Annotated in this window: 21 protein-coding genes; 9 read left to right on the top strand and 12 right to left on the bottom strand. The window is 62.2% G+C overall.

Features of this window, described 5'->3' with window-relative positions; genetic code table 11:
* Positions 1 to 170 precede the first annotated feature (170 nt).
* Positions 171 to 716, bottom strand: a complete 546-nt coding sequence (locus MTR64_RS16895; RefSeq protein WP_243995685.1) for a TetR/AcrR family transcriptional regulator — start codon at positions 714 to 716, stop codon at positions 171 to 173.
* Positions 717 to 886: 170 nt separating this feature from the next.
* Positions 887 to 1,519, bottom strand: a complete 633-nt coding sequence (locus MTR64_RS16900; protein WP_243995686.1) for a TetR/AcrR family transcriptional regulator — start codon at positions 1,517 to 1,519, stop codon at positions 887 to 889.
* A 94-nt stretch (positions 1,520 to 1,613) separates the two neighbouring features.
* Here MTR64_RS16900 and MTR64_RS16905 point away from each other — a divergent pair, with 94 nt between their 5' ends.
* Positions 1,614 to 2,372 carry an SDR family oxidoreductase gene (locus MTR64_RS16905; RefSeq protein WP_243995687.1) on the top strand — a complete coding sequence of 253 codons (759 nt, stop codon included), beginning with the start codon at positions 1,614 to 1,616 and terminating at the stop codon, positions 2,370 to 2,372.
* Between the two features lie 30 nt (positions 2,373 to 2,402).
* On the top strand, positions 2,403 to 3,200 hold the full coding sequence (locus MTR64_RS16910) for an SDR family NAD(P)-dependent oxidoreductase (RefSeq protein WP_243995688.1): 798 nt from the start codon (positions 2,403 to 2,405) through the stop codon (positions 3,198 to 3,200).
* A 53-nt stretch (positions 3,201 to 3,253) separates the two neighbouring features.
* Here MTR64_RS16910 and MTR64_RS16915 read toward each other — a convergent pair whose 3' ends face one another.
* Positions 3,254 to 4,570, bottom strand: a complete 1,317-nt coding sequence (locus tag MTR64_RS16915; protein WP_243995689.1) for an FAD-dependent monooxygenase — start codon at positions 4,568 to 4,570, stop codon at positions 3,254 to 3,256.
* An 86-nt stretch (positions 4,571 to 4,656) separates the two neighbouring features.
* On the opposite strand from MTR64_RS16915, the gene MTR64_RS16920 reads away from it, so the two are divergent.
* Together MTR64_RS16920 and MTR64_RS16925 are read left to right on the top strand one after the other, a co-directional pair.
* The gene (locus MTR64_RS16920; RefSeq protein ID WP_243995690.1) at positions 4,657 to 5,133 is read left to right on the top strand and encodes a MarR family winged helix-turn-helix transcriptional regulator; all 477 of its coding nucleotides are present in this window, start codon (positions 4,657 to 4,659) and stop codon (positions 5,131 to 5,133) included.
* Between the two features lie 2 nt (positions 5,134 to 5,135).
* The gene (locus MTR64_RS16925; RefSeq protein WP_243995691.1) at positions 5,136 to 5,744 is read left to right on the top strand and encodes a TetR/AcrR family transcriptional regulator; all 609 of its coding nucleotides are present in this window, start codon (positions 5,136 to 5,138) and stop codon (positions 5,742 to 5,744) included.
* Between the two features lie 53 nt (positions 5,745 to 5,797).
* Here the strand turns inward: MTR64_RS16925 and MTR64_RS16930 are convergent, their stop codons facing one another.
* Entirely contained in the window at positions 5,798 to 6,256 is a 459-nt protein-coding gene (locus MTR64_RS16930; RefSeq protein WP_243995692.1) for a hypothetical protein, read from the bottom strand.
* 55 nt (positions 6,257 to 6,311) lie between these two features.
* The gene (locus tag MTR64_RS16935) at positions 6,312 to 7,076 is read right to left on the bottom strand and encodes an SDR family NAD(P)-dependent oxidoreductase (protein ID WP_243995693.1); all 765 of its coding nucleotides are present in this window, start codon (positions 7,074 to 7,076) and stop codon (positions 6,312 to 6,314) included.
* A gap of 158 nt (positions 7,077 to 7,234) precedes the next feature.
* Here MTR64_RS16935 and MTR64_RS16940 point away from each other — a divergent pair, with 158 nt between their 5' ends.
* The 3 genes from MTR64_RS16940 (at position 7,235) to MTR64_RS16950 (ending at position 10,084) form a co-directional block, all read left to right on the top strand.
* Positions 7,235 to 8,083, top strand: a complete 849-nt coding sequence (locus MTR64_RS16940; RefSeq protein WP_243995694.1) for a TauD/TfdA dioxygenase family protein — start codon at positions 7,235 to 7,237, stop codon at positions 8,081 to 8,083.
* Positions 8,084 to 8,120: 37 nt separating this feature from the next.
* On the top strand, positions 8,121 to 9,386 hold the full coding sequence (locus MTR64_RS21510; protein ID WP_243995695.1) for a cytochrome P450: 1,266 nt from the start codon (positions 8,121 to 8,123) through the stop codon (positions 9,384 to 9,386).
* A gap of 107 nt (positions 9,387 to 9,493) precedes the next feature.
* Positions 9,494 to 10,084: a carboxymuconolactone decarboxylase family protein gene (locus MTR64_RS16950; protein WP_243995696.1), complete on the top strand. Its 591-nt coding sequence runs from the start codon at positions 9,494 to 9,496 to the stop codon at positions 10,082 to 10,084.
* A 33-nt stretch (positions 10,085 to 10,117) separates the two neighbouring features.
* Here MTR64_RS16950 and MTR64_RS16955 read toward each other — a convergent pair whose 3' ends face one another.
* Genes MTR64_RS16955 through MTR64_RS16970 form a run of 4 tightly spaced genes read right to left on the bottom strand, consistent with a single transcriptional unit; the run spans position 10,118 to position 14,140 of the window.
* Positions 10,118 to 10,441, bottom strand: coding sequence for a hypothetical protein (locus MTR64_RS16955; RefSeq protein WP_243995697.1), 324 nt, complete (start codon positions 10,439 to 10,441; stop codon positions 10,118 to 10,120).
* Positions 10,442 to 10,491: 50 nt separating this feature from the next.
* Entirely contained in the window at positions 10,492 to 11,898 is a 1,407-nt protein-coding gene (locus MTR64_RS16960; RefSeq protein ID WP_243995698.1) for a mannitol dehydrogenase family protein, read from the bottom strand.
* Positions 11,895 to 13,316 (bottom strand): glucuronate isomerase, encoded by a 1,422-nt coding sequence (gene uxaC, locus MTR64_RS16965; protein ID WP_243995699.1) that lies wholly within the window; start codon positions 13,314 to 13,316, stop codon positions 11,895 to 11,897. The genes MTR64_RS16960 and uxaC overlap by 4 nt, the downstream gene beginning before the upstream one ends.
* Before the next feature lie 17 nt (positions 13,317 to 13,333).
* Positions 13,334 to 14,140, bottom strand: a complete 807-nt coding sequence (locus tag MTR64_RS16970) for a FadR/GntR family transcriptional regulator (protein WP_327194285.1) — start codon at positions 14,138 to 14,140, stop codon at positions 13,334 to 13,336.
* Positions 14,141 to 14,235: 95 nt separating this feature from the next.
* On the opposite strand from MTR64_RS16970, the gene manD reads away from it, so the two are divergent.
* Positions 14,236 to 15,444, top strand: coding sequence for a D-mannonate dehydratase ManD (gene manD, locus MTR64_RS16975; protein ID WP_243995700.1), 1,209 nt, complete (start codon positions 14,236 to 14,238; stop codon positions 15,442 to 15,444).
* A 27-nt stretch (positions 15,445 to 15,471) separates the two neighbouring features.
* Positions 15,472 to 16,371, top strand: coding sequence for a sugar kinase (locus MTR64_RS16980; protein WP_243995701.1), 900 nt, complete (start codon positions 15,472 to 15,474; stop codon positions 16,369 to 16,371).
* Between the two features lie 16 nt (positions 16,372 to 16,387).
* On the opposite strand, the gene MTR64_RS16985 is transcribed toward MTR64_RS16980, so the two are convergent.
* The 3 genes from MTR64_RS16985 to MTR64_RS16995 form a co-directional block, all read right to left on the bottom strand.
* Complete coding sequence (locus MTR64_RS16985; RefSeq protein ID WP_243995702.1) at positions 16,388 to 17,635, bottom strand: MFS transporter; 1,248 nt, start codon at positions 17,633 to 17,635, stop codon at positions 16,388 to 16,390.
* Positions 17,632 to 20,307, bottom strand: coding sequence for a glycoside hydrolase family 2 TIM barrel-domain containing protein (locus tag MTR64_RS16990; protein ID WP_243995703.1), 2,676 nt, complete (start codon positions 20,305 to 20,307; stop codon positions 17,632 to 17,634). The genes MTR64_RS16985 and MTR64_RS16990 overlap by 4 nt, the downstream gene beginning before the upstream one ends.
* Before the next feature lie 166 nt (positions 20,308 to 20,473).
* On the bottom strand, positions 20,474 to 21,265 hold the full coding sequence (locus MTR64_RS16995; RefSeq protein ID WP_243995704.1) for a DeoR/GlpR family DNA-binding transcription regulator: 792 nt from the start codon (positions 21,263 to 21,265) through the stop codon (positions 20,474 to 20,476).
* Between the last annotated feature and the right edge of the window lie 6 nt (positions 21,266 to 21,271).

Below are 21,271 nucleotides of genomic sequence, written 5' to 3' on the forward strand. Positions count from 1 at the left end.
GCCGGCTGGATGCTTGCCTCTGCAGAGCCTCGCAGGCGGCGTTTCGGTAGCCGGACAGGGGCCGGGTCAAGGGCTGCTTGCGCGGGAAGGCTGGCGAAAGGGGGCGTTACCGGACGAACCGCCGGCGGGCCGCAGTGCATGGCCTGACCGCTTCGGCTATCGTTTGGCGGTCACGATGGCTGATCGCTGCGGTAAGAACTGTCATTCCGGGCCATGACAGGCGCGACCACGAGCTCATCATAGAATTGCGAAGCTCTTTCTGCAGGACAATCCTCGGGCTGGTTCAACCACCACGTCAATATCTCTATGATGCCGCCGGTAACGAGGGGGACAGCAAGGTCGATCGGCAATTTCGTCTCGGGATATTTTCGTGTTGCGGCGATCGAGAGCGATATGCGCATGAACTCGTCGCGTATCGCTGCCTTCGCGCCGCCGGTCAGCAATGTCTTCCAGAGCTTTCTTCGAGAGTTGACATAGGTGAACATGGCAATCGACGATGCCGCCTCGTCGTACTCGGCAATCGCGTGCTGCCCTAGCGACAGCAGTTTGCGCACCTCGTCGGTGGCGATGGTGTTGAGCAACTCGGCCTTGCCTGCGCATCGCCTGAAGAACGTCGGATAACTGACTCCGGCGAGTGATGTGATTTCCTTGATCGTTATCTGCTCGAACGGCTTCTGTTCGAGCAGTTCCAGAACCGCATCCTGCAACGCTGCCATCGAGCGTTGCGCGCGTGGGTCATTCGGGTTGATGGGTGACCTCTCGTGAAGAGTTGCCACGTTATGCATCGTGTCCGACGGTCATCATCCGTTTTAACCAGACGAATGGGGCGCATTGCAAGCCATCAAGGTCCACTACCAGCTGGCGCGACATGCGAATTCTGTTGAGGTCAGTTCGTTCCGGCCCCACCTTCGCCCAGTTTGGCAATGACCCATTCAACCAGACTGCGAAGGTCGTCATGTCCGGACCGGACGCCGAAGGCGTCCTCGTTGGACAGTATCCTTGCAAGGGCGACCAGTATTGTCGCCACGCACTCGGGCGAAGCGCCGGGGGGCAGATCTGCCACCCGGTCGAGCGATGAAGCAATGAGCCTGCACTGTGCAGCCCGGACTTCCTCGGTTTTCCGGGCGATCTGCTCGCGGATGCCCTTGCGGTGATTGGCCATGGCCATGAATTCCACGCCCATGACGGCATTCGCCGAGGCGTTCTGGAAGTTCCACAGGGCCATTACGGGATTGCCGCCCGGCACGAGCTCTTCGACCTCCTGTATCTGGCGATCGGCCATGCGGCGGTGCAATGCGATGAACAAGTCGTCGGTCGCTGCAAAATAGTAGTGCACCAGCGCGGGGGCGAGGTCCGCAACTTTTGCAATCCGCCGGGTGGTGACTGCGGCATAGCCTTCCTCGCGCATGATCTTTTCCGCAACGTCGAGGATGAGTTCGCGCGCTGCCTCGGGATTGCGTCGCAGCCGTTTGCGCCGCCGTTCTGGCGTTCCATCAGCGGAATTGTTTTCGACGTTCATGCCGTTGACCTGTTTTGGGATCACTATTAAACACCTGTTCAATAAATGCGCAATGGCTGCATGTGCGAGGTCTCATATGGGAGCAGGGATGGGAATGGCTGGAGTTTTGTCAGGGAAAGTGGCGTTGGTGACGGGCGCCTCGTCCGGCATTGGCGAGGCTATCGCGATCACGCTCGGGCAGGCAGGAGCGAAAGTGGTCCTTTCTGCGCGGCGTGCCGAGCGGCTGGCTGCGGTTGCTGCGCACATTGAGGCGGACGGCGGCTCTGTCTGCGTGATCCCGGGCGATGTGACCGATGAAGCGGTGGCGGCCCGGACGGTGGCGGAGACCGTTTCGCGCTGCGGCCGCCTGGATATCCTCGTCAATTCGGCCGGGATCATCCAGGCGGGCAGTGCGCGCCATGCCGACATGGATGAATGGCGGCATGTCATGGACGTCAACTTCTTCGGAATCGTCCATTCCTGCAAGGCAGCCCTGGAGCCGATGCTGGCGCAGGGTTGCGGTGATATCGTCAACATCTCCTCGACGTCCGGCCGGCGCACGGCCAAACTCTTCGGCGCCTACTCGCCCAGCAAGTTTGCGGTTAATTCCTATTCGGAAGCGCTGCGCCAGGAGGTTGGCGCGTCGGGCATCCGGGTTTGCGTGGTCGAACCAGGGGCAACGGAAAGCGAATGCGCGGAGAACATTTCCGATCCCGAATGGCGCGAGAAGATGCGCGAGCATGTGTCCAAGCCAGGTGCGCTCAAGGCCCAGGACATCGCCGATGCCGTGAAAATGGTTCTGGAACTCCCGCCCCGGGCGAACGTCTCGGAAATCCTCGTTCGCCCGACCATCGATGCCGCTGCCCAGTTCTGAGAAATCTAAGGAATAGAAGGAGTTTCGCGCATGGCGGGCAGATTGGAAGGCAAGACGGCGATTATCACGGGCGCCGCAGGAGGAATCGGGCAAGCGTCGGCGATCCTGTTCGCCAATGAAGGTGCGAAAGTCGCCTGTGTCGATCTCAAGCAGGATCTTCTGGAGGCGACCGTCGAGCAGATTTCGGCCGAGGGTGGCCACGCGCTGGCGATCGGTGCGGATGTGTCCAACCGCGAGCATGTGAGGGCAATTATCGATCAGACAATCGAAGCCTTCGGTGTGCCGAACATCGTATTCAACAATGCCGGCATCAATCCTGACAATCGCCGTCCGCTCACCGAAATTCCGGAGGATGATTTCGATCGTGCCTTCGCAGTGAACGTCAAGGCGCCCTGGATGATGATAAAGTATGTCGCACCGCACATGGCGAAAGCGGGCGGCGGTTCGATCATCAACACGGCCTCGATCTCTCCGTTTATTGTCGCCAGCACGGCAAGCTACAGCGCATCGAAAGCCGGCGTCGTGGCGCTGACCAAGGTCGCGGCTGTCGAACTCGGACACCTCAATATCCGAGTGAACGCACTTTGCCCGGGGGCCACCATGACGCCGCTCGCCGAAGAACAGCGCAAGGAACTCAAGGGCAGGGGGCTGCCTACGGCGGACGACATCATCGACCGGCTGTCAGTTCTCGGGCGGACCGCCGTTCCGATAGAGCAGGCGCGCATGGCCCTTTGGCTCGCCAGTGATGAGAGTTCTTTCGCCACGGGTTCTCCGTTCATTGTCGATGGCGGCTGGACGTGTATCGGTGGTTCCCAGGTCAGGGCCTGAGAGGCCAGACACGAGCTGTGGAACCAGGGCGGTACATGCCCGCCCGCCACCGGTTACGGCAAGGAACTGACTTCGAGCACGCTGAAACCCTGATAGGCTTTGATGGCTTCCTTGCCGACCCCGGCAACATAGCCATCGGGGCGCACGAGAATGCGCTCGCCATCGGTCATGACGATCTGCACCGGGTTTCCGTCGCGCATCGCTTCAAAAAGGCGTCGGCCGTCGCTGAGCCTCATGTCCGGCATCCGGTCGCCGGCCTGCAATCCCAATGGTCCAGCTGCCGCCTCGCTGCCGGCCAAAGGGCCGTTGCGATAGCCTATCGAGAGCTGATTGGTCATGTCGCCACGCTTGGTGGACGAGTTGAGGTGCAGTGTGCTCGTCAGGTTGAGCATGGCCGCCGCGATGGGGAGCCGTTCGGCTTCGTAGGTGTCCAGTATGCCGTTGTCTCCGCAACGCAGGGCTGAAACGAGCTTCCATCCAAGATTGAAGGCATCCTGCACGCCGGTATTGAGCCCCTGGGCGCCCGACGGAGGGTGCAGATGGGCGGAATCGCCGGCCAGGAACACATTGCCCACGCGATAATGCTCGACCATGCGGATCTGGTTCCTGAACTGCGAGCGCCAGGTGATTTTCGACGGGCGTTTCTTCAGCAGCCTGAAAAGGCCTTGTTCGAGCCCGTGCCGCGCAAGCTTTTCCGGTGCCTGCAATTGCCACATGCCCGCTTGCGGCAAAGGTGCAATCACGATGCGGCCGCAGCTGTGCAGGGGCCAGACGTGCCAGAAGTCCCGGTCGAGGCCCGCCAAGGCGAAATCGGCGACAATCATTGTCTTGTCACCCAGACTCTTCCCCACCAGTTGCAGTTCCAGGGCCTTGCGCGTCGTGCTGCGGCCGCCATCGCAGCCGGCGACATAGCGCGCCTCGATCGTTTCGCCGCTGGTGAGCGAGCAGAAGACCACATCATCGCGTTGCTCCAGCGTCTGTAGTCCGACGCCGAACTCAACGCTGCCGCCGAGCGCGGTCAGGTGCGCGCGCAAGGCCTGTTCGGTCCGCCATTGCGGGACCATTCTCATGTTGGGGTGAGGGCAGCCGACCGTCGGTTCGCAATGGGTGCCGAGTGACCTGATCTGTTTGGTGAACGGCCCGAAATGCAACTGGATCGGCTGGTACAGCGAACTCTCCGCCAGCACGTCGTCTGCCACCCCGATCATGTCGAAGATTTCCAGCGAGCGTGGCTGCAAGCCCTTGCCGCGCGATCCGCCGAAAGGACCTCCGGCCACGTCGATCAGGCGAAACGTCACGCCGCGCCGCTGCAATTCGATGGCAAGGGTCAGGCCTGTCGCGCCTGCACCGATGATAAGGACTTCTAGCATGTGCCTCTGGTATATATGTGCATAATGCACGGATATGACAGAGTCGGTCTTGAGGTGCAAGATAAATGTGTATAATGCACTAATTTATGCACTGGACCGACAAGCTTCACGCAATCCTGATGGGGGTCAGCGACCTTACGAACCGGATCGATATCGACGCCCGTTTGCTGGCGGCGAGCAACGTCAAGCTTGACCGCGCCTTGCTCCCACTGCTGTCGCGGCTTGCATTGCACGAGCAGATGAGCACCGTCGAACTTGCCAATCTGGTCGGGCGCGATCACTCGACAGTCAGCCGTCAGCTCGCCAAGCTTGAAGACTTGGCTCTGATTGAACGGGTTCCCAGTTCGGGGGACCGGCGCGTTCGGATGATCTGTCCAAGCGCCAAGGGGAAGGCCTTGCTGGGCGCCGTTGCGAAGGTCCGGAGGCAGTGGATCGAGGCGCACTTCCGGGACTGGCCGCGCGAGGACATCGATCAGCTGATTTCGCTGACGGGAAAGATGATGGAAGGCCTGGATGAGGTCTCCCTGGGAGGCATCGAAATGATTGAGACGCGGAGCGCTTGAAGTTGGCAAGGAGAAGGTTTGGCACGAAAAGCTCGGAAACGAGGGCACAGCTTCTGGATCTCGCCGAGCAGTTGATGCGCGACGAGGGGTACGCGGCGATCACGTCACGCCGTCTGGGAAGTTTCGCCGGACTGTCTCCGCAGATCGTCTATTACTACTTCAAGACGATGGATGAGCTTTTTGAAGCTCTCCTTCTCAGGATATTCGACGCGCACTACGCCGCGCTGGACGAGGCGGGCAGCGCCGATGACCCGCTGCTGGCCATGTGGCTGCTGAGCTGCGATCCCGCCCGTGCCACAATCACTGCGGAACTCATGGCGCTGGCCAACCATCGCAAGGATCTCAGTTCCCTGATCGGCAAGTTCAATGAAAAGTTCAGCGCGCGGCAGATCGAGATTTTGGATACCGAGTTTGCTGCGCGGGGAATCGAATTTCCCGGCTGGCCGATAGAGGCCATCGCGGCCGTCATGGAAAACACGGCGAGAGGATTTGCATTCGGCCGCAATTACGAGCTTGCGAACCAGATCGACGCGCAGTTGCTAATCACGCGCTATATCGAAAGCCTTCGCATTCCTTCGTCAGCAGTCGATCGCGAGGGGCAGGGCGGTTGACGCAGCGCCGAACCGGTTGATGTCCCTCGCGATCTCCCCGAGCGGGCCTGGCGTCAGGCGTAGGCGGGGTGAACCGCGTCCTTCGGGGCTTCCTGCATGTATACGTCGAGATGCCGCACTTTGCCGGCCGAATTGAAATCATAGACCATCAGCGTGTTCACGATGTTGGTCGCACCCTCGGCCGTCACGCGTTCTTCCAGCTCCAGGAAAACCAGGTGCCCGCATTCAGTTACGCGCTTGAATGAGCCTTCCCAGTCGGCGGTCGGCGCCCACTTGGCGTTGAAATCGATGTACTTCTTGTAATCCATCGATTCCTTGAAGATGCCGATCCGCTCGAACTCGTCCGGAGAGACATAGTCCTCGATACGCTCCCAGATCTCTGGCGAATAGTCCGGTTCGCGGGATGCGATCATGTTGTTCTTCATGAGCAGGGCGATTTCGAGAACCTTGCGGGAAAGCCCCGTGTAGTCGGCGATGACGTCCTCGATTTCCTTGAATACCTTGTCGGCCATGAGTGTCTCCTGTGCTGTCTGTTGATTGAATTCGTGGGGGTTGGCTGAGGCGCGCTCAGGAGCGCATGGTCACGCCGCCATCGACGCAGAAAACCTGGCCGGTGATGTAGCTGCCTTCCTCTGACATCAGCATTGCGCTGATCGCGGCAATGTCTTGCGGCCGGCCGAGGCGCGATTTGATCATGGCGTTTCCGAACAGCCAGTCCTTCATCTCCTGCGGCAATGCCTCTTCCCATTTCTCGTGCATGATTGCGCCGGGTGCCACGGCATTGGCGCGCACGCCCTGGGGGCCGTAGCGCGCCGCGACATGGCGCATCAGGGCATGGTCGGCGGCCTTCGCCATGGCATAGGCCACGCGGGTAGGCTCGCCCGTATAGGCCGCGACCGAGCTGGTATAGAGAATGGTACCGCCGCCGCGCGCCAGGATTGGGGGCAGCGCCGCCCGCGTGCAGAGATAGAAACCGCGCAGGTTGACCCGGAGCGTCTCGTCCAGGGCCTCAAGCGGCAGTTCCAGAACGCCCACATCGTTGCCGTTGTCCGCGAAGCTGGCGAAATTGGCGTGCAGGCCGTCGAGGCCGCCGAACGTGGTCACGGCGCGTTCCACGGCACTGGCAATGGATGCCTCGTCGGCGCCGTCGAGATCGACCCCGATAGCGGTGCCGCCGGCCTGTTCGATTTCGCTGGCGACGGCGCGGGCCGAGTCGCCGTTGCAGTCGCCCAGTATGACGTTTGCGCCTTCGCGCGCATAGCGATGGGCCAGCTCGCCGCCGATTCCTCCTCCGCCCGCCACGAGTATGGTTTTTCCTTCCAGTCTACGCATGTTTCCGGCTCCTCCGCTGCCCGTCATTCAGTGCCGCTCGACCGTCGCGGCGTTCTTGGGCTTGACCTCCGACGCCCTAATGCTAATCGAATGATTAGGACAAGCATTTTTCGCAATCCCCGATTGCGGGGGGCGAATGGGAAAGAGGAGTTTCGCCAGTGGCTGAAGCAACGCAATTGAACTTCGAGGTGATCGACGTCACGCTGCACACGGGCAGCGTGATCGCAACGGACAAGGAGACGCTCCTCGGCGGAGCCATGACCGGGAAGATTCGAGAGGTTCTCGAACGCCGCGGCGTGATCGTGTTCCCGCAGATGAACTTGTCGGACGAGGAGCAGATCGCCTTCACGCACACGCTGGGGACTTTCGCGCACGAGGCTGGTGAAGGAAACGACGGCGGCGATGCGGTCTACCCGATCACGATGGACGAGACGATCAACCCCGTTGCCGCCTATCTCAAGGGCGCGTTCTATTGGCATATCGATGGCACGATGTCGGACCGCCCGATTTTTGCGTCGGTCATGAGTTCGCGTGCGCTCGCGGCGGAAGGCGGCGATACCGAATTCTGCAACACTTACGCTGCTTGGGACGCAATTCCGGAAGATGAAAAGCGTCAGCTGGAATCGCTCAAGGTCAAGCACGCCTTCTGGCGCTCGCAGATCTATTGGAATCCGGAGCCCAGCCATGCCGAGTTTCAGAACTGGCTTTCGCGTGGCTCGAACACGCTGCCGCTGGTCTGGAAGCACCGTTCCGGCCGCAAGTCGCTGGTCCTGGGGGCGACCGCGCTGCAGGTCGAGGGCATGGATCTTACCGAAAGCGAGGCACTGCTGGTGCGTCTTCGCGATTGGGCGACGGAGCCGCGCTTCGTCTATCGCCACAAGTGGGGGCTGGGCGATCTCGTTGTGTGGGACAACACCGGCACGATGCACCGCGCCATGCCCTATGACCACAATAGTGGCAGGCTGATGCACCGCACCAAGCTGGAAGGTGAGGAAACTTTCGCCTGACCCGATCAGGGCACTGGAAGAATATGGGAGCAGGATCGTGATTACAGACAATGTCGCGGAACGCGACTTCTTCACCGACACGACACTTGTGCAGGAACCCCACCCCTGGGTCGAGGCTCTCCGGGCCCAGGGGCCGCTGGTGCGCGAGCATCATCACAACTCGATCGTCCTGACCGGGTACGACGAAGTGCAGGACGTCTATTCGCGTCCAGAGGATTTCTCGAACGTGGTTTGCGTGGGCGGCCCGCTGGGCGGCGTGCCGTTCACGCCTCAAGGCGATGATATCTGCGCGGCAATCGAGGCCAATCGCGACAAGTTCGTATTCTCGGAGCACTTCATCACCTTTGATGGCGAAGCGCACCGCGTCCACCGCGCGCTCCTGACGAAGCTGCTGACCTTCAAGCGCCTCAAAGCCAACGAAGCCTTCATGGACTCCTATGCGGGCGAACTGATAGAGGCCTTTGCTGCAAGGCGCAGCTGCGAGCTGGTGTCCGAATTCTCGCAGCCGCTGGCAACGATGGTCATCGCCGACCTGCTCGGGGTTCCCGAGGAAGACCGCGAGGAACTGCGCGCGAAGGTCCTCCCGGCGCCCGGCGGGGCGGATCAGGGCGAGGGTGCCGTGTTTGTCGACCCGCTGGCCGTCTTCACCGAGGTGTTCACCGATTACCTCAAGGACCGCCGGGCTCATCCGCGCGACGACCTCTTGACCGAGCTGGTCAATTCGCGGCTGCCCGATGGCTCGGATCCGGGAATTGACACCATGGTGCGGCTGGCGTGCTTCCTGTTCATTGGCGGGCAGGACACTTCGGCAAAGCTGCTGGCATCGGCGGTGCGTATCCTTGCCGAGCGTCCCGGCATACAGCAGGCGCTGCGCGCCGACCGCAATCTGATCGGCAACTTCATCGAGGAAACGCTTCGCTTTGAATCGCCGACGATGAACGATTTCCGCCTGGCGCGCCGCACCACCACGGTGGGCGGCGTCGAGGTCAAGGCGGGCACCATCATTACGCTCAGCCTGACGGGGGCCAACCGCGATCCGGACTATTTCGAGAACCCGAACGAGTTCGACATGAACCGCCCCAAGGTGCGCGATCACCTGGCCTTCGGCCGTGGTCCGCACGGCTGCCTGGGCGCGCCTCTGGCCCGACTTGAGGCCCGTACCGGCCTCAATCGCCTGCTCGATGCCTTCCCTGTCATCGAGATTGACGAAGAGCACCATGGACCCGCAGGCGCCAGGCACTACAATTATCTGCCTTCTTATATCCTGCGGGGACTGGAAGACCTCTATCTCCGCTTTCCATAAGCAGAAAATCCGCGGCCGGTTGCGCAGGGCTTCCGGCGGCGGACATCAAAACCGGGGCGCCATGGCAGACGATGCGTGGCGCTCCGGATCGAAAGGAACGACACGCAATGCTCGAAGCTGATCCTCCCGCTCGCATACCGCAAGTTACGGAGGCTGAATTTACGGATGCGACGCGGGCGTTCCTGGATCGGTGGACCGGCGGGTTCTTCAAGAACTCGGACAAGAATCCGCCGTTGCTCACTTTCGCGCACCACCCGCACCTCGCCGAGCTGTTTTCGCAGTTCAACATTCACCTGCTGACGACCAATACCGTGCCGGTGAAGCTGCGCCAGATTGCCATCATGCGCACGGCCTGGGTCTGCAAGGCCATCTACATGTGGTCGAGCCACCTCAACACCAGTCTGACCCTTGGTCTTGAGCCCGACATGTTCGATCCGGTCAAAGCGGGGGCGGACGATCCCTACTTCACCGATTTCGAACGCGTCGTGGTGCGGGCCACCGACGAATTGATCGCAGACCGGAAGATTGGACAGGAGACATGGACGGCGCTGGCAAGCGAATGGTCCTACCAGCAACTGCTCGATTTCATGTTCACGGTGGGCGCTTATGTGACCGTCGCCGGGGTGATGCGGTCATCCGGGATCGAGCGCCAGCCCGACTTGCTGGCTCTGGCGGAAAGATACGGAGCGCCGGAATAGGGTTTCAAGCCCCGGTAACCGGCGCCCTTGGTGTCACTGGCCGGCGATTTTGACGAATGCCTCGTCGATGGCGTGCAGCTTCTCTTCGGTGATCATGTCGCCGGCGTAATTCTGCAACTGCTTCAACGTCATGCCGCGCGCCATTTCGATCTGGTCGTTAGCGACCAGTTCCGGCAGGTATTTTTCGAGAATAGCCTTCGTTGCCGGGGTGTCGAGCAGGTCGCCCAGCGGTGTTTCCGCAGTCGAATACTTCGGCTTCGAGGGCTCGGAAGGGATCGCTGCTGCCGGCGAAAATGCCGCAGGAGCAACCGCAGCGGCGATGAAAGCTGCAAGGGCGGGGGCAAGAATTCTCTTCACGTTTCTCTCCACAATTCTGCCTGCCGTCGATCAGCAGGCCAGTCGATTTCTTATGCAGGGCGAAGCTGGTCTTGCACTTGCCCGAAGGCCGGCAAGACCTTTGCCACAAAGACCCGATCGTCCTGGGTTGGCCACCATGGTCCGCCTACAAGGCCACTCTCGCCGAATACGGCATCGATGATCCCGACTTCGCCATGGGTGGACCAGGCGCCCGCCAGCTCGCCTGCCAGAGGATCATCCACTTTGCGGACATCCCCGCGCACGTGTCGCAGCCAGGCGCAAAGTGCGGTCAGAATGGCCGGACTGTCAGCGCCCGCAGCACCTCGCACGGCAAGCGTTTCCAGCCAGCGCTGAGGGATCTTCTGACTGCCGTCCATGGCGATCTGAATCAGCCGGTGATTCAAGGCAGGATTGGCGAAGCGTTCGAGCAGGCTGGACGCGTAAGTATCGAGGTCCTGCCCGGGCGCTGCAGATATGGTCGAGGCGGCCTCTTCCCGCATGAGGCGTTCGACAAGAGGGCGGATCTCGCGGTCGCCCACCGCCTGGTGAACATAGTCGTGACCATGTTCGAGACCGAGATAGGCCAGCGCCGAATGGGCGCCGTTCAGCATCCGCAGCTTTGCAGTCTCATAAGGTGCAACATCTGCGACGATCTGCGCACCTACCGCATCCCAGGTGGGCCTGCCCGCGGCAAATCTGTCCTCGATCACCCACTGGCTGAATGGCTCCGTCATGACGGCGGCTTCATCCAGTATCCCGATTGTGCTTGTCAGCCTGATACGGTCCTGGTTGGTCGTTGCGGGCACGATCCGATCCACCATCGATGTGGGACATGCACACTCGTTTTCGAACCATGGCACAAGGTCCGGATCGTGCCGTCGAAGATACTGCCCCATCAACTGCTCCAGTTGCCTGCCGTTTTCAGACAGATTGTCGCAGGAGAGAAGCGTCAGGCCGCCGAGACCCGCGTCGCAGCGCTGCCGGAGGCCATGGGCCAGTAAGCGGTAGATGCTGCCGCTGTCCGCCAGTGCAAAATCGAGCGATCCATCTGCTGACCGGCAATAGCCCTTTTCAGTGATCGTGAAGCTGGCGATCCGTGTTGAGTCTGCTGCCAGAAGCCGAGCCACCGGGACCTTCATCGAACCGGCCGGCATCACGTTGCGGACGGACCCGACAATGCGGGTCCGTTCGCCATTTCCGGAACGCTCCGTTACCGAGTAGAGCCCGCTTTGCGGGTTGAGCTGGCAGGCCACCGCGCGCGATCGCAGCGAAATCCCGGTGATGAGCCAATTGCGATCTCCCGCGTTCAGCGCCGCATCGGTGTACCATGCCTGATGGGCCCGGTGAAAAGCACCGATGCCGAAATGCACGATTCCCACCGACTGCGCATCGCGGTCATAGGCATACCGCGCGACCTCCGGGATCAGCTTGTCGAGGCTGGCCGGCGAAAGCCTCACAGCCTGTAGGCTTTCTTGGGAAGATTGTAGGCAAGGTCCACGGCAACTTCCGCCGCCTCGTCCTCGTCCATGCGGTGCTCGGCGACCAGCCGCGCGAGAAAGCCGCAGTCGATCCGGCGAGCCACGTCGTGGCGCGCAGGGATCGAAAGGAATGCACGCGTATCGTCATTGAAACCCACAGTGTTGTAAAAACCCGCGGTCTCGGTGACTTGCTCGCGGAAGCGGCGCATCCCCTCGGGGCTGTCATGAAACCACCAGGCCGGTCCTAGCCGCAGTGCCGGATAATGGCCGGCGAGCGGTGCCAGTTCGCGCGAATAGGCCGTCTCGTCGAGCGTGAAGAGAATGATCGTGAGCCCGGCCTCGTTTCCGTAGCGGGAAAGAAGCGGGCGGAGTGCTCGGACATATTCGGTCGCCACTGGAATATCGGCGCCCTTGTCCCGTCCGAACTTCTCGAAAAGCGGCGCATTGTGATTGCGGAACGAGCCGGGATGGATCTGCATCACCAGCCCGTCATCCAGGCTCATGCCTGCCATTTCGGTCAGCATCTGCGCGCGGAACAGTTCGGCCTGTGCGGGCGTCGCCCGGCCTGTCGCGACGTCGGCGAACAGCGCCTCTGCCTCCGCTGGGGGAAGATCGGCTGTCGCGGCGGTGGGATGCCCATGATCGGTCGAGGTCGCGCCCATTGAAGCGAAGAAGGCGCGGCGCTGGCGATGCGCGGCAAGATAGCCCTGCCAGGTGCGGCAATCCTCACCGGTCAGTTCGGACAGGCGATCGAGATTGGCCTGAAAGCCCTCAAACTCCGGGTCGATGACCGGATCGGGGCGATAGGCCGTGAGAACCCGGCCCGGCCAGCCGCCATCCTTCGCGTTTTCGGTGCGGATGACCTGATGGTGCTCCAGCGTATCGAGCGGGCTTTCCGTGGTGGTGAGCACCTCGATATTAAACCGGTCGAACAAGGCGCGGGGTTTGAATTCCGGCCAGGCCAGCGCTTCCGCGATGGTGTCGTAGTAAAGGTCCGAAGTCTCTTCAGTAAGGCGCACGTGAATGCTGAAAACTTCGGCAAACACCCAGTCGAGCCACATCCGCGACGGCGTGCCGCGAAAAAGGTGGTAATTCGAGGCCAGGATACGCCAGGCTTCACGCGGATCGGTGTGACCGCCGCCGGGGCCGATGCCCAGATCGGAAAGCGCTATGCCTTGCGAATAGAGCATCCGGAAAAGGTAATGATCCGGCTGCAGCAACAACTCGCTGGCATTGCCGAAAGGCGCATCTGACGCAAACCATGCGGGGTCGGTGTGGCCGTGCGGGCTGATGATCGGGAGTTTGCAGACTTCCCGGTAAAGCACACGGGCAATTTCGCGCGTGTGGCCGTCTGCCGGGAACAGCCGGTCCGTCGACAAGCGTAGAGGCAGGGCCATCACCTATGCATTCCCCATCAGATCCGCGCCACGCTGCCGAAGCGCTGGCGCTGGCTGTCAACGGACCTGCGCGCTTCAGCCAGTGCCTTTTTCTCCACGGCGAAGAGAAGGTGCTTGATCACGGCATCAAGATGGGCGCGCATGGCCATCCTCGCCACCTGGGGCTTGCGGCTTCGCAAGGCTTCGACAATCGCCGTGTGCTCGTCGACTACAGGCAGTACATTTGCGGTTCGGGCCTGTTCCAGCAGCAGGTTGCACTCCGGCGAACTCCACCGCTGCAGCCAGAGATCCTCCACTGTCTTTTCGACGGCGGCATTTCGCGTGGCCCGGGCAATTGCCATGTGAAAGGCCATGTCGGCGTTCTCTTCCGCGATCTGGTCCGCGTTCTGTTCCTGAATCGCCGCCACGAGCTGTTCCAAACCGGCGATCTCCTCATCGGTGATGTGCACGGCGGCGAGTGCCGCGGCTTCTCCTTCAAAGACCAGCCGCGCTTCCAGGAGCTCGAAGGGGCTGACATTGAAGCGTGGCTCGTCGCTCTCGCCTGGCAGGCGCACGACGAACGTTCCCGCTCCCAGCCTGACCTCGATCAGACCCAGTACTTCCAGTGCCAGCATCGCTTCGCGAACGACCGGGCGGCTGACCTGCATTCTGACCGCGAGGTCGCGCTCGGCGGGCATCTTGTCTCCGATGGCGAACCTGCCCGATTGCAGCTCCTCGATCAGGGCGCTTGCGACCCGCTTGTAGAGCCGGGACTCGTCGGTGCCGAATGCGCCCAGTTCGGAATGCACCAGCGGCAGCTTCTGTGCGGATTTGCTCATCGACATCATCTTTCTATTGCGGTCTTACCACTTTCTTGCAAGTGGTAAAAACATGTTGCCGCACATCGGGCGGAACTTCGAAGAAGAGCATCGGAAAAAGCATGAAAATCCAGTCCGCGAAAGTCATCGTGACCTGCCCGGGACGCAATTTCGTCACCCTCAAGATCGTGACCGATCAAGGGGTTTACGGAATCGGCGATGCTACCCTGAATGGGCGCGAAAAGGCGGTTGTTGCTTATCTCGAGGACCACGTGATCCCCTGTCTGATCGGCATGGATCCACGCCGGATCGAGGATATCTGGCAATATCTCTACCGCGGAGCCTACTGGCGGCGCGGCCCGGTAACCATGCGCGCGATCGCGGCGGTCGACATGGCGCTGTGGGACATCAAGGGCAAGATGGCCGGTATGCCTGTCTACGACCTGCTCGGCGGCAAGAGCCGTGAACGGGTGATGGTTTATGGCCATGCCAATGGCTCTAACATCGACGAGACGGTCGACGCCGTCGGCCACTACATCGATATGGGTTACAAGGCGATCCGCGCACAGACCGGCGTGCCGGGCATCAAGGATGCCTATGGGGTGGGACGCGGCAAGCTCTACTACGAGCCGGCCGATGCCGCCTTGCCGTCGCTGACCGGATGGGACACGCGCAAGGCGCTCAATTACGTGCCCAGGATGTTCGAGAAGCTGCGCGCGACCTATGGTTTCGATCACCACCTGCTGCACGACGGGCATCACCGCTACACGCCGCAGGAAGCAGCCAATCTGGGAAAGATGCTGGAGCCCTACCAGCTGTTCTGGCTGGAGGATTGCACGCCTGCCGAAAACCAGGAAGCGTTCAGGCTGGTGCGCCAGCACACGGTCACACCGCTGGCCGTTGGCGAAATTTTCAATACGATCTGGGACGCCAAGGACCTGATCCAGAACCAGCTTATCGACTATATCCGCGCCACCGTGGTGGGCGCGGGCGGGCTGACGCACCTGCGCCGCATCGCCGATCTGGCCGCCCTGTACCAGGTGCGCACCGGCTGCCATGGCGCGACCGATCTTTCGCCGGTCACGATGGGCTGCGCGCTGCATTTCGATACCTGGGTGCCCAATTTCGGTATCCAGGAATACATGCGCCACACCGAAGAGACCGACGCGGTCTTCCCGCACGACTACCGCTTCGAGGACGGTCATCTGATCGTCGGCGAAACGGCGGGGCATGGCGTCGATATCGACGAGGACCTCGCCGCGAAGTATCCCTACAAGCCCGCCTATCTGCCCGTTGCGCGGCTGGAAGACGGGACGATGTGGAACTGGTGAAGACCGGCTCGGGCGGATAGAGAAAACATGGCTCGGATCGTCTGTCTTGGCGAAGGTATGCTCGAACTCTCTCAGGAGGGTGAGGGCTGGTGCATGGGGTTCGGTGGCGACACGCTCAATACGGCGGTCCATCTCGCCCGGGCCGGTCACGACGTCGCCTATATGACGGCACTGGGATCGTGCCCCTTTAGCATGGACCTTCGCGCAAGCTGGCAATCCGAAGGGATAGACTGCGGCCTGATCGTAACGCATCCCTCACGGCGTCCCGGCCTCTACGCCATCACGGTCGATGGACAGGGCGAGCGCACCTTCACCTACTGGCGCGAAGCCAGCGCAGCGCGGGCCATGTTTGAGGTGCCCGAAATCGACGATGCGATTGGCGGTGCGGAGACGGCGGACCTTTTCTATTTTTCCCTGATCTCGCTGGCGATCCTGCCGCCGCAGGGCAGGCAGGACTTGCTCAGGCTGGCAGCCAAGGTGCGCATCAACGGCGGATTGGTCGCATTCGATGGCAACTACCGGCCCAGCCTTTGGGAAACGCCGGAGGCAGCGGCAAGATGGCGCGACCGGGCCATTGCCGCCTCCGACGCCGGTTTGCCCACGCTGGAGGACGAGGCCGCTCTGGGTGGCCCTGGAACGGCTGAGGCGGTGGCAGCACACTGGCAGGAGCTCGGGTGCCGGGAAGTGATCGTGAAAAAGGGCGCGCAAGGCTGCCTGCTGCCGGACCTTACCGTCTGTCCCCCGCCGCGGGTTCTGCAACCCACCGATACCAGCGGGGCCGGCGATGCGTTCAATGGCGGCTATCTGGGCGCACGATTGAAAGGCGCCCCGGTTGCCGAGGCTGCGCGGGCCGGGAATGCGCTGGCCGGATGGTGCGTGATGCGGCGCGGCGCGATCCCGGCCAGGGATGCCGCCGCGCCCTATTGAGCCTGGCCGGGCGCGGTCAGCCAGACCACTTGCGCAAGAGCAGCCAGAGCGCGGCCGCGCCGATGATGTCGAGCCCGGCAAGGGCAACGAACAGCGGACTGTACCCATATACGTCGGCGCTTTGGCCAATGATGAGCGTGAAGACCATGCCGCCGATCCACGCGATCGTGCCGGCCATTCCGCTGGCTGTGCCGACTGTGCGCGGCTCGAACAGATCGGAGCACAGGGTGATCAGTGCGCCGTTCAGCATCTGATGGGCAAAGCCGCCCACGCAAAACAGCGCGATCGCCAGCCCCGGCGACCCGGCAAGGCCGATGCAGGCGGGGCCGGCCATGCATAGTGCCCCGAACGTCATCGTAAGTTTGCGGGAGGCAATCATCCCGGACCCGCGTCGCATCAACGCAGACGGCACCAGGCCCGCAGCCAGCGAACCGAAGTCGGCAGCCAGGAACGGGAGCCAAGCCCACAAGGCCACGCTCTTCAGATCGAGATGCCAGACGGAAACCAGATAGAGCGGAATGAAGAAGTTGAAGGTCTGCCATGCCGGTTCGGCCAGGAACCGCGGCACGGCAATTGCCCAAAACCCGCGCGAGCGCAGGACTTCCATGCGCGTGGCGGGGCGCGATCCGGCGCTGTGCGCCGCCTTGTCCTGGGCAATCATCTTGCGTTCTGCAGCACTGATGCGAGGGTGATCTTCGGGGTCGCGATAGCCGAACCACCACAGGGCTGCCCAAAGAAGGCTAAGCGCGCCGGTCACGTAGAAGGCGGATTGCCAGCCCCAGTTGAGGATGCAGAATACGACCAGCGGCGGTGCGACCATGCTGCCGACACTGGTGCCCATCTGGAAAGCGCTGGTCGCAAGCGGGCGTTCGCGGGCGGGGAACCACTCGGAAACTGTCTTGGCCCCGGCGGGTATTGCAGCGGCCTCCGTGGCACCGAGCAGGCCGCGGAAGAAGGCAAGCCCCTGCCAGCTTGCCGCGAGACCGTGGGCCATGTTGGACAGTGCCCAGCCCAGCGCGAAGATGAAAAAGCCAAGCCGGGTGCCCAAGGCGTCGAGGATGGCGCCGGCGACTGTCTGCATGATCGTATAGGCTGCCTGAAAGGCGAGAACGACCCAGCTGTACTGCTCGGTCGACATGCCGAAGTCAGCCTTGATGGTGGGCGCCGCGACCGAAAGCGTCGAGCGGGCGAGGTAGTTGAGGATCGTGCCGAGGGTTACGAGCCCGATGATCCACCACCGCAGTTTTCCGATCCGCGCGCTCATCGTGCGACCTCTATGGCTGCGAGTGAAACGTTACCACCAACGGCATTGAAATCGAGCGAAAGCAGGCCGCCCGATACCTGGACGGGGAAGCTTCGCACCAGTTCCTTGCGCGATCCCCCCGCGGCCTTTGCGACGTTGAGAGCATCGAGCACGTTGGTTCCGTTCGCCTTGACGGTCACCGCCTGCGTTTCCGGAGGAACTGCCGAGGGCTCGAACAAGTGCAGCGTAACCGTCCAGTCTCCGTCGGGCACGGGTATGCCGTAGGAGAAGTCAGTGCCCTGGCGCCAGTAGTCGAACAGGCGGAGCTCGGCGGCCTCCACTGTGCGTGGCGGACCACTCGTCATTTTCCCGAAACCGCCGAGATTGAGGACCATCGGCTTGCCGCCGGTGACGAACGTATCCGAACCAAACTGGCGCTTGCCCAGAACGCTGCCGGCCAGATTGCCAGCATCTATGCGGATGCCCTGTTTCATCGGGTCGGGCCCGGTCCAGGTCATTTCGTCGGACACTGTCTCGCCGTTGGCCGTCGCCGTGACGACCGCCTTGTTCGGGCCCGGCGCGAGTGGGACCTGCTTCCATTCGCACACGTTATCGGGGCAGGGCGCTTCGCCGATCGTCCTGCCATTGATGACGAGCCGGGCGGCGGGCGCGTTGGCATAGGCCTTGACGGTCATCACCGGATAGGCGCGCGCAACATAGTGCTTGCCCGCGAAATGGATGGCAGGCGTGTCGCTCCAGGCCACCTTGTAGAACCAGAAGGCGTCCTTCCTGACCTTGCGGTCTGCGGTGACGAGACCCTTGTCGTTCAGGTCTATGGAATCGCCTTCGCCCCGCAGGTCACTGGCGAAGTCGAACATGTTCCAGACCCAGCTCGCGAACACGAAATCGCGCGCGGCGATGGCAGGCCAGGTCTGTTCGTGGACCCAGGCTTCGTATTCCTCGGGATGGGGGCGGCCGATGAAGTTCACGAAGCCGCTCGTCACATCGTCGCTGTGCTGGCTTACCGCGCCGCCCGCGCCATATTCACTGACGGAAATCGGCAGCTGCGGGTGCTTGACGTGGAATTTGTCGAGCTGGGCGCCCAGTTCGGCGCGTGCTTCCAGCGGCTTGGGGTAATACCAGCCGTAATAGCGGTTGTAGCCTACCAGGTCCGCGGTGCCGACAACCTGTTCTCCGGCGGTTTTGGCCATCATCCCCAGATCCTCGCAGCAATCCGCCATTGTCGTGGGACGCGAAGGATCTTCCTCCTTGGCGACTTCCTGCAGGCGCTTGAGCAGGGCCAGCGGTTTGGTGGGCTCCTTGCTGACGCCCAGCATGGCGCTGCTGTCGACCTCGTTGCCGATCGACCACATCATGACAGCCGGGTGGTTGAAGTCCTGCCGGATCAGTTCCCGCAGCTGCTGCTCGGCGTTTGCCCAGAGTTGTGGCGTGCCTTCGCCGCCGGTCAGCGAGGGGCCGCTGACGTAGGGGATTTCGGCCCAGACCACCATCCCGGCCTCGTCGGCAAGGTCTGACCAGGCGTCCGCGTGCTGGTAGTGGGCCTGCCGGATCGTGTTTGCGCCAAGCTCCTCGATCAGTTCCATGTCCTTGCGGTGCTGTTCCGGCGTGAGCGCCCAGCCGGAACCGAGCCAGTCCTGATGGCGCGAGACGCCCTTGAGCTTGACGTGCTGCCCATTGAGGAAAAAGCCGGCATCGGGATCGAAGCGGAAAGTGCGGATGCCGAGGGGCTGGGTCACCTTGTCGAGCACGGTGGCCCCATCGGAGAGTGTGGCCGATACGGCGTACATGTAGGGATCGGCCCGGCCATTCCAGCGGTGCGGAGACTTGATGGTCAGGCGCTGGGCTACGTCGGCGGTCCCCTTTTCGAGGCTGACGGGCTGTGCCGCAGTGGCCACGATGCTGCCCTTGGCGTCGGTGATTTGCGTTGTGAGAGTGAGGTTCCTGCCGGTGCCCGCATTGCGCAGGCGCGTGCGCACATCGATGACAGCCTGACTTTCCGTCACTTGTGCGGCGCGGGCATAGGTGCCGGGGCCGCCGTAATCGAGGGGATCGATCGAGGCCGATGGCAACTGGAGAAGCGAGACGTTCCGGTAGATGCCGCCATGAACGAAGAAGTCGCCGCCCAGCGGAATGACGCTTGAGGTGGCGTTGCCCGGTTCCGGTTTGGAATTGTCGGCACGCACCACGATCAGATTGTCAGCCCCTGCCTTCCACGCGTCGGTAACGTCCAGCCTGAAACGGGAAAACGCGCCCTTGTGGGTGCCGACGTGCTTGCCGTTCACCCAGACGTCCGCCACTGCTCCGACCGCTGCGAAATCGAGATATTGCCGCATGTCCGGCGCTGCGGCAGGGGCTGCCACGGTCAGGCGGTACCAGCCGGTTCCTTGCGCGTTGCCGGTATCCGGTGTCCGCGCGGGCGCATAAGTGCCGATACGGTTCCAGGTATGGGGAACCGAGACTGTTTGCCAGCCATCATCCTGGAAATCCGGCGCGGTGACAGCAGGCGTTTCGGGCCCGAAGTGAAATTTCCATCCTTGGGAAAGCTCCGTGACTTCGCGTTCGGTCCCGGATTTCTGTGACAGTTTTACCGTTTCCGCCTGCGACGGACCGGCCACCGCCGCCAGGCTGCCCAGGGCGAGAGTTGCGGCCAAACGGGTAAATCGCACTTGCATTTCCGGTGAACCTCCCAGCAGTCACCGGACTGCAGGCCGGCGATCTATCATACCAATGCAGCCTAGGTGGTCTGACCGCATGATGCGAGTCTGAATTTTCCGGTAAGCCGGTGCGCGTCATTTCCGGCCGCAGTGCGGCAGGGCACTAAGGGTGCGGCAAGCGCCGTTAATCGGGCATTTCGCTGGCAATGATGAGTTTGATGCCCGCTTCGGCAAGGGTCTCACGCATCGCCTGCGGGATGCCGGGATCGGTAATCAGCACGTCGATCTCTTCCAGACCGCACACGATCGCGCCCGAGGAAGACTTGAACTTGGAACTGTCGACCATCAGGATCACCGTTTCCGCGCGGTCAATCAGGCGCCGTTCGGCGGCGACCAGAATGACGTCCTGCTGCATCGCGCCCTGCGGGCCTACGGCAGCCGCCCCCATGAACAGCTTGGGGGCATGGAAGCGGGGCATGGATGCTTCGCCGGCCGGTGCGAGGACAATTTTCTGCTCGCGGAAAACGGTGCCGGAGGGGAGGAGCACCCGCGTATCCCGCTGCGCCAGCAGGGCATCGACGATGTGGAGCGAATTGGTGAGCACCTGCAAGCCCATGCCCCCCAGGTGTGTGCACATCTGCAGGGTCGTGGTGCCCCCATCCATCATTATGCCTTCACCCGGTGCGCACAAAGCCGCGGCCGCGCGGCCGATCGCCTGCTTGGCCGGAAGGTGTTCTGTGATCGCCTGTTCGAATGGTGTTCCGGAAAGACCTGGCACGTCGCCGCTGCGATCGGCGTCGGGCAGTTTCGCTCCGCCATGCACGCGCAGGATATGTCCTGCTTCTTCAAGGCGTGTAAGGTCACGCCGGATCGTCGCGGGCGACGCATCGAGCCGCGCTTCGAGGTCGCGATAACTGATGAAACCAGTCGCATGCATGGCGTCCAGTATCAGCTTCTCGCGTTCCTCTGCGTGCATGGGCGT

Source organism: Novosphingobium album (ex Hu et al. 2023) (genome assembly GCF_022832385.1).
GTDB classification, from domain to species: Bacteria; Pseudomonadota; Alphaproteobacteria; order Sphingomonadales; family Sphingomonadaceae; genus Novosphingobium; species Novosphingobium album.

Bases quoted from the DNA above. Each gene is read 5' to 3' on its own strand.
- MTR64_RS16895 (WP_243995685.1), bottom strand. From the start codon at position 716: ATGGCAGCGTTGCAGGATGCGGTTCTGGAACTGCTCGAACAGAAGCCG.
- MTR64_RS16900 (WP_243995686.1), bottom strand. From the start codon at position 1,519: ATGAACGTCGAAAACAATTCCGCTGATGGAACGCCAGAACGGCGGCGC.
- MTR64_RS16905 (WP_243995687.1), top strand. From the start codon at position 1,614: ATGGCTGGAGTTTTGTCAGGGAAAGTGGCGTTGGTGACGGGCGCCTCG.
- MTR64_RS16910 (WP_243995688.1), top strand. From the start codon at position 2,403: ATGGCGGGCAGATTGGAAGGCAAGACGGCGATTATCACGGGCGCCGCA.
- MTR64_RS16915 (WP_243995689.1), bottom strand. From the start codon at position 4,570: ATGCTAGAAGTCCTTATCATCGGTGCAGGCGCGACAGGCCTGACCCTT.
- MTR64_RS16920 (WP_243995690.1), top strand. From the start codon at position 4,657: ATGCACTGGACCGACAAGCTTCACGCAATCCTGATGGGGGTCAGCGAC.
- MTR64_RS16930 (WP_243995692.1), bottom strand. From the start codon at position 6,256: ATGGCCGACAAGGTATTCAAGGAAATCGAGGACGTCATCGCCGACTAC.
- MTR64_RS16935 (WP_243995693.1), bottom strand. From the start codon at position 7,076: ATGCGTAGACTGGAAGGAAAAACCATACTCGTGGCGGGCGGAGGAGGA.
- MTR64_RS16950 (WP_243995696.1), top strand. From the start codon at position 9,494: ATGCTCGAAGCTGATCCTCCCGCTCGCATACCGCAAGTTACGGAGGCT.
- uxaC (WP_243995699.1), bottom strand. From the start codon at position 13,316: ATGGCCCTGCCTCTACGCTTGTCGACGGACCGGCTGTTCCCGGCAGAC.
- MTR64_RS16970 (WP_327194285.1), bottom strand. From the start codon at position 14,140: ATGTCGATGAGCAAATCCGCACAGAAGCTGCCGCTGGTGCATTCCGAA.
- manD (WP_243995700.1), top strand. From the start codon at position 14,236: ATGAAAATCCAGTCCGCGAAAGTCATCGTGACCTGCCCGGGACGCAAT.
- MTR64_RS16980 (WP_243995701.1), top strand. From the start codon at position 15,472: ATGGCTCGGATCGTCTGTCTTGGCGAAGGTATGCTCGAACTCTCTCAG.
- MTR64_RS16985 (WP_243995702.1), bottom strand. From the start codon at position 17,635: ATGAGCGCGCGGATCGGAAAACTGCGGTGGTGGATCATCGGGCTCGTA.
- MTR64_RS16990 (WP_243995703.1), bottom strand. From the start codon at position 20,307: ATGCAAGTGCGATTTACCCGTTTGGCCGCAACTCTCGCCCTGGGCAGC.
- MTR64_RS16995 (WP_243995704.1), bottom strand. From the start codon at position 21,265: ATGCACGCAGAGGAACGCGAGAAGCTGATACTGGACGCCATGCATGCG.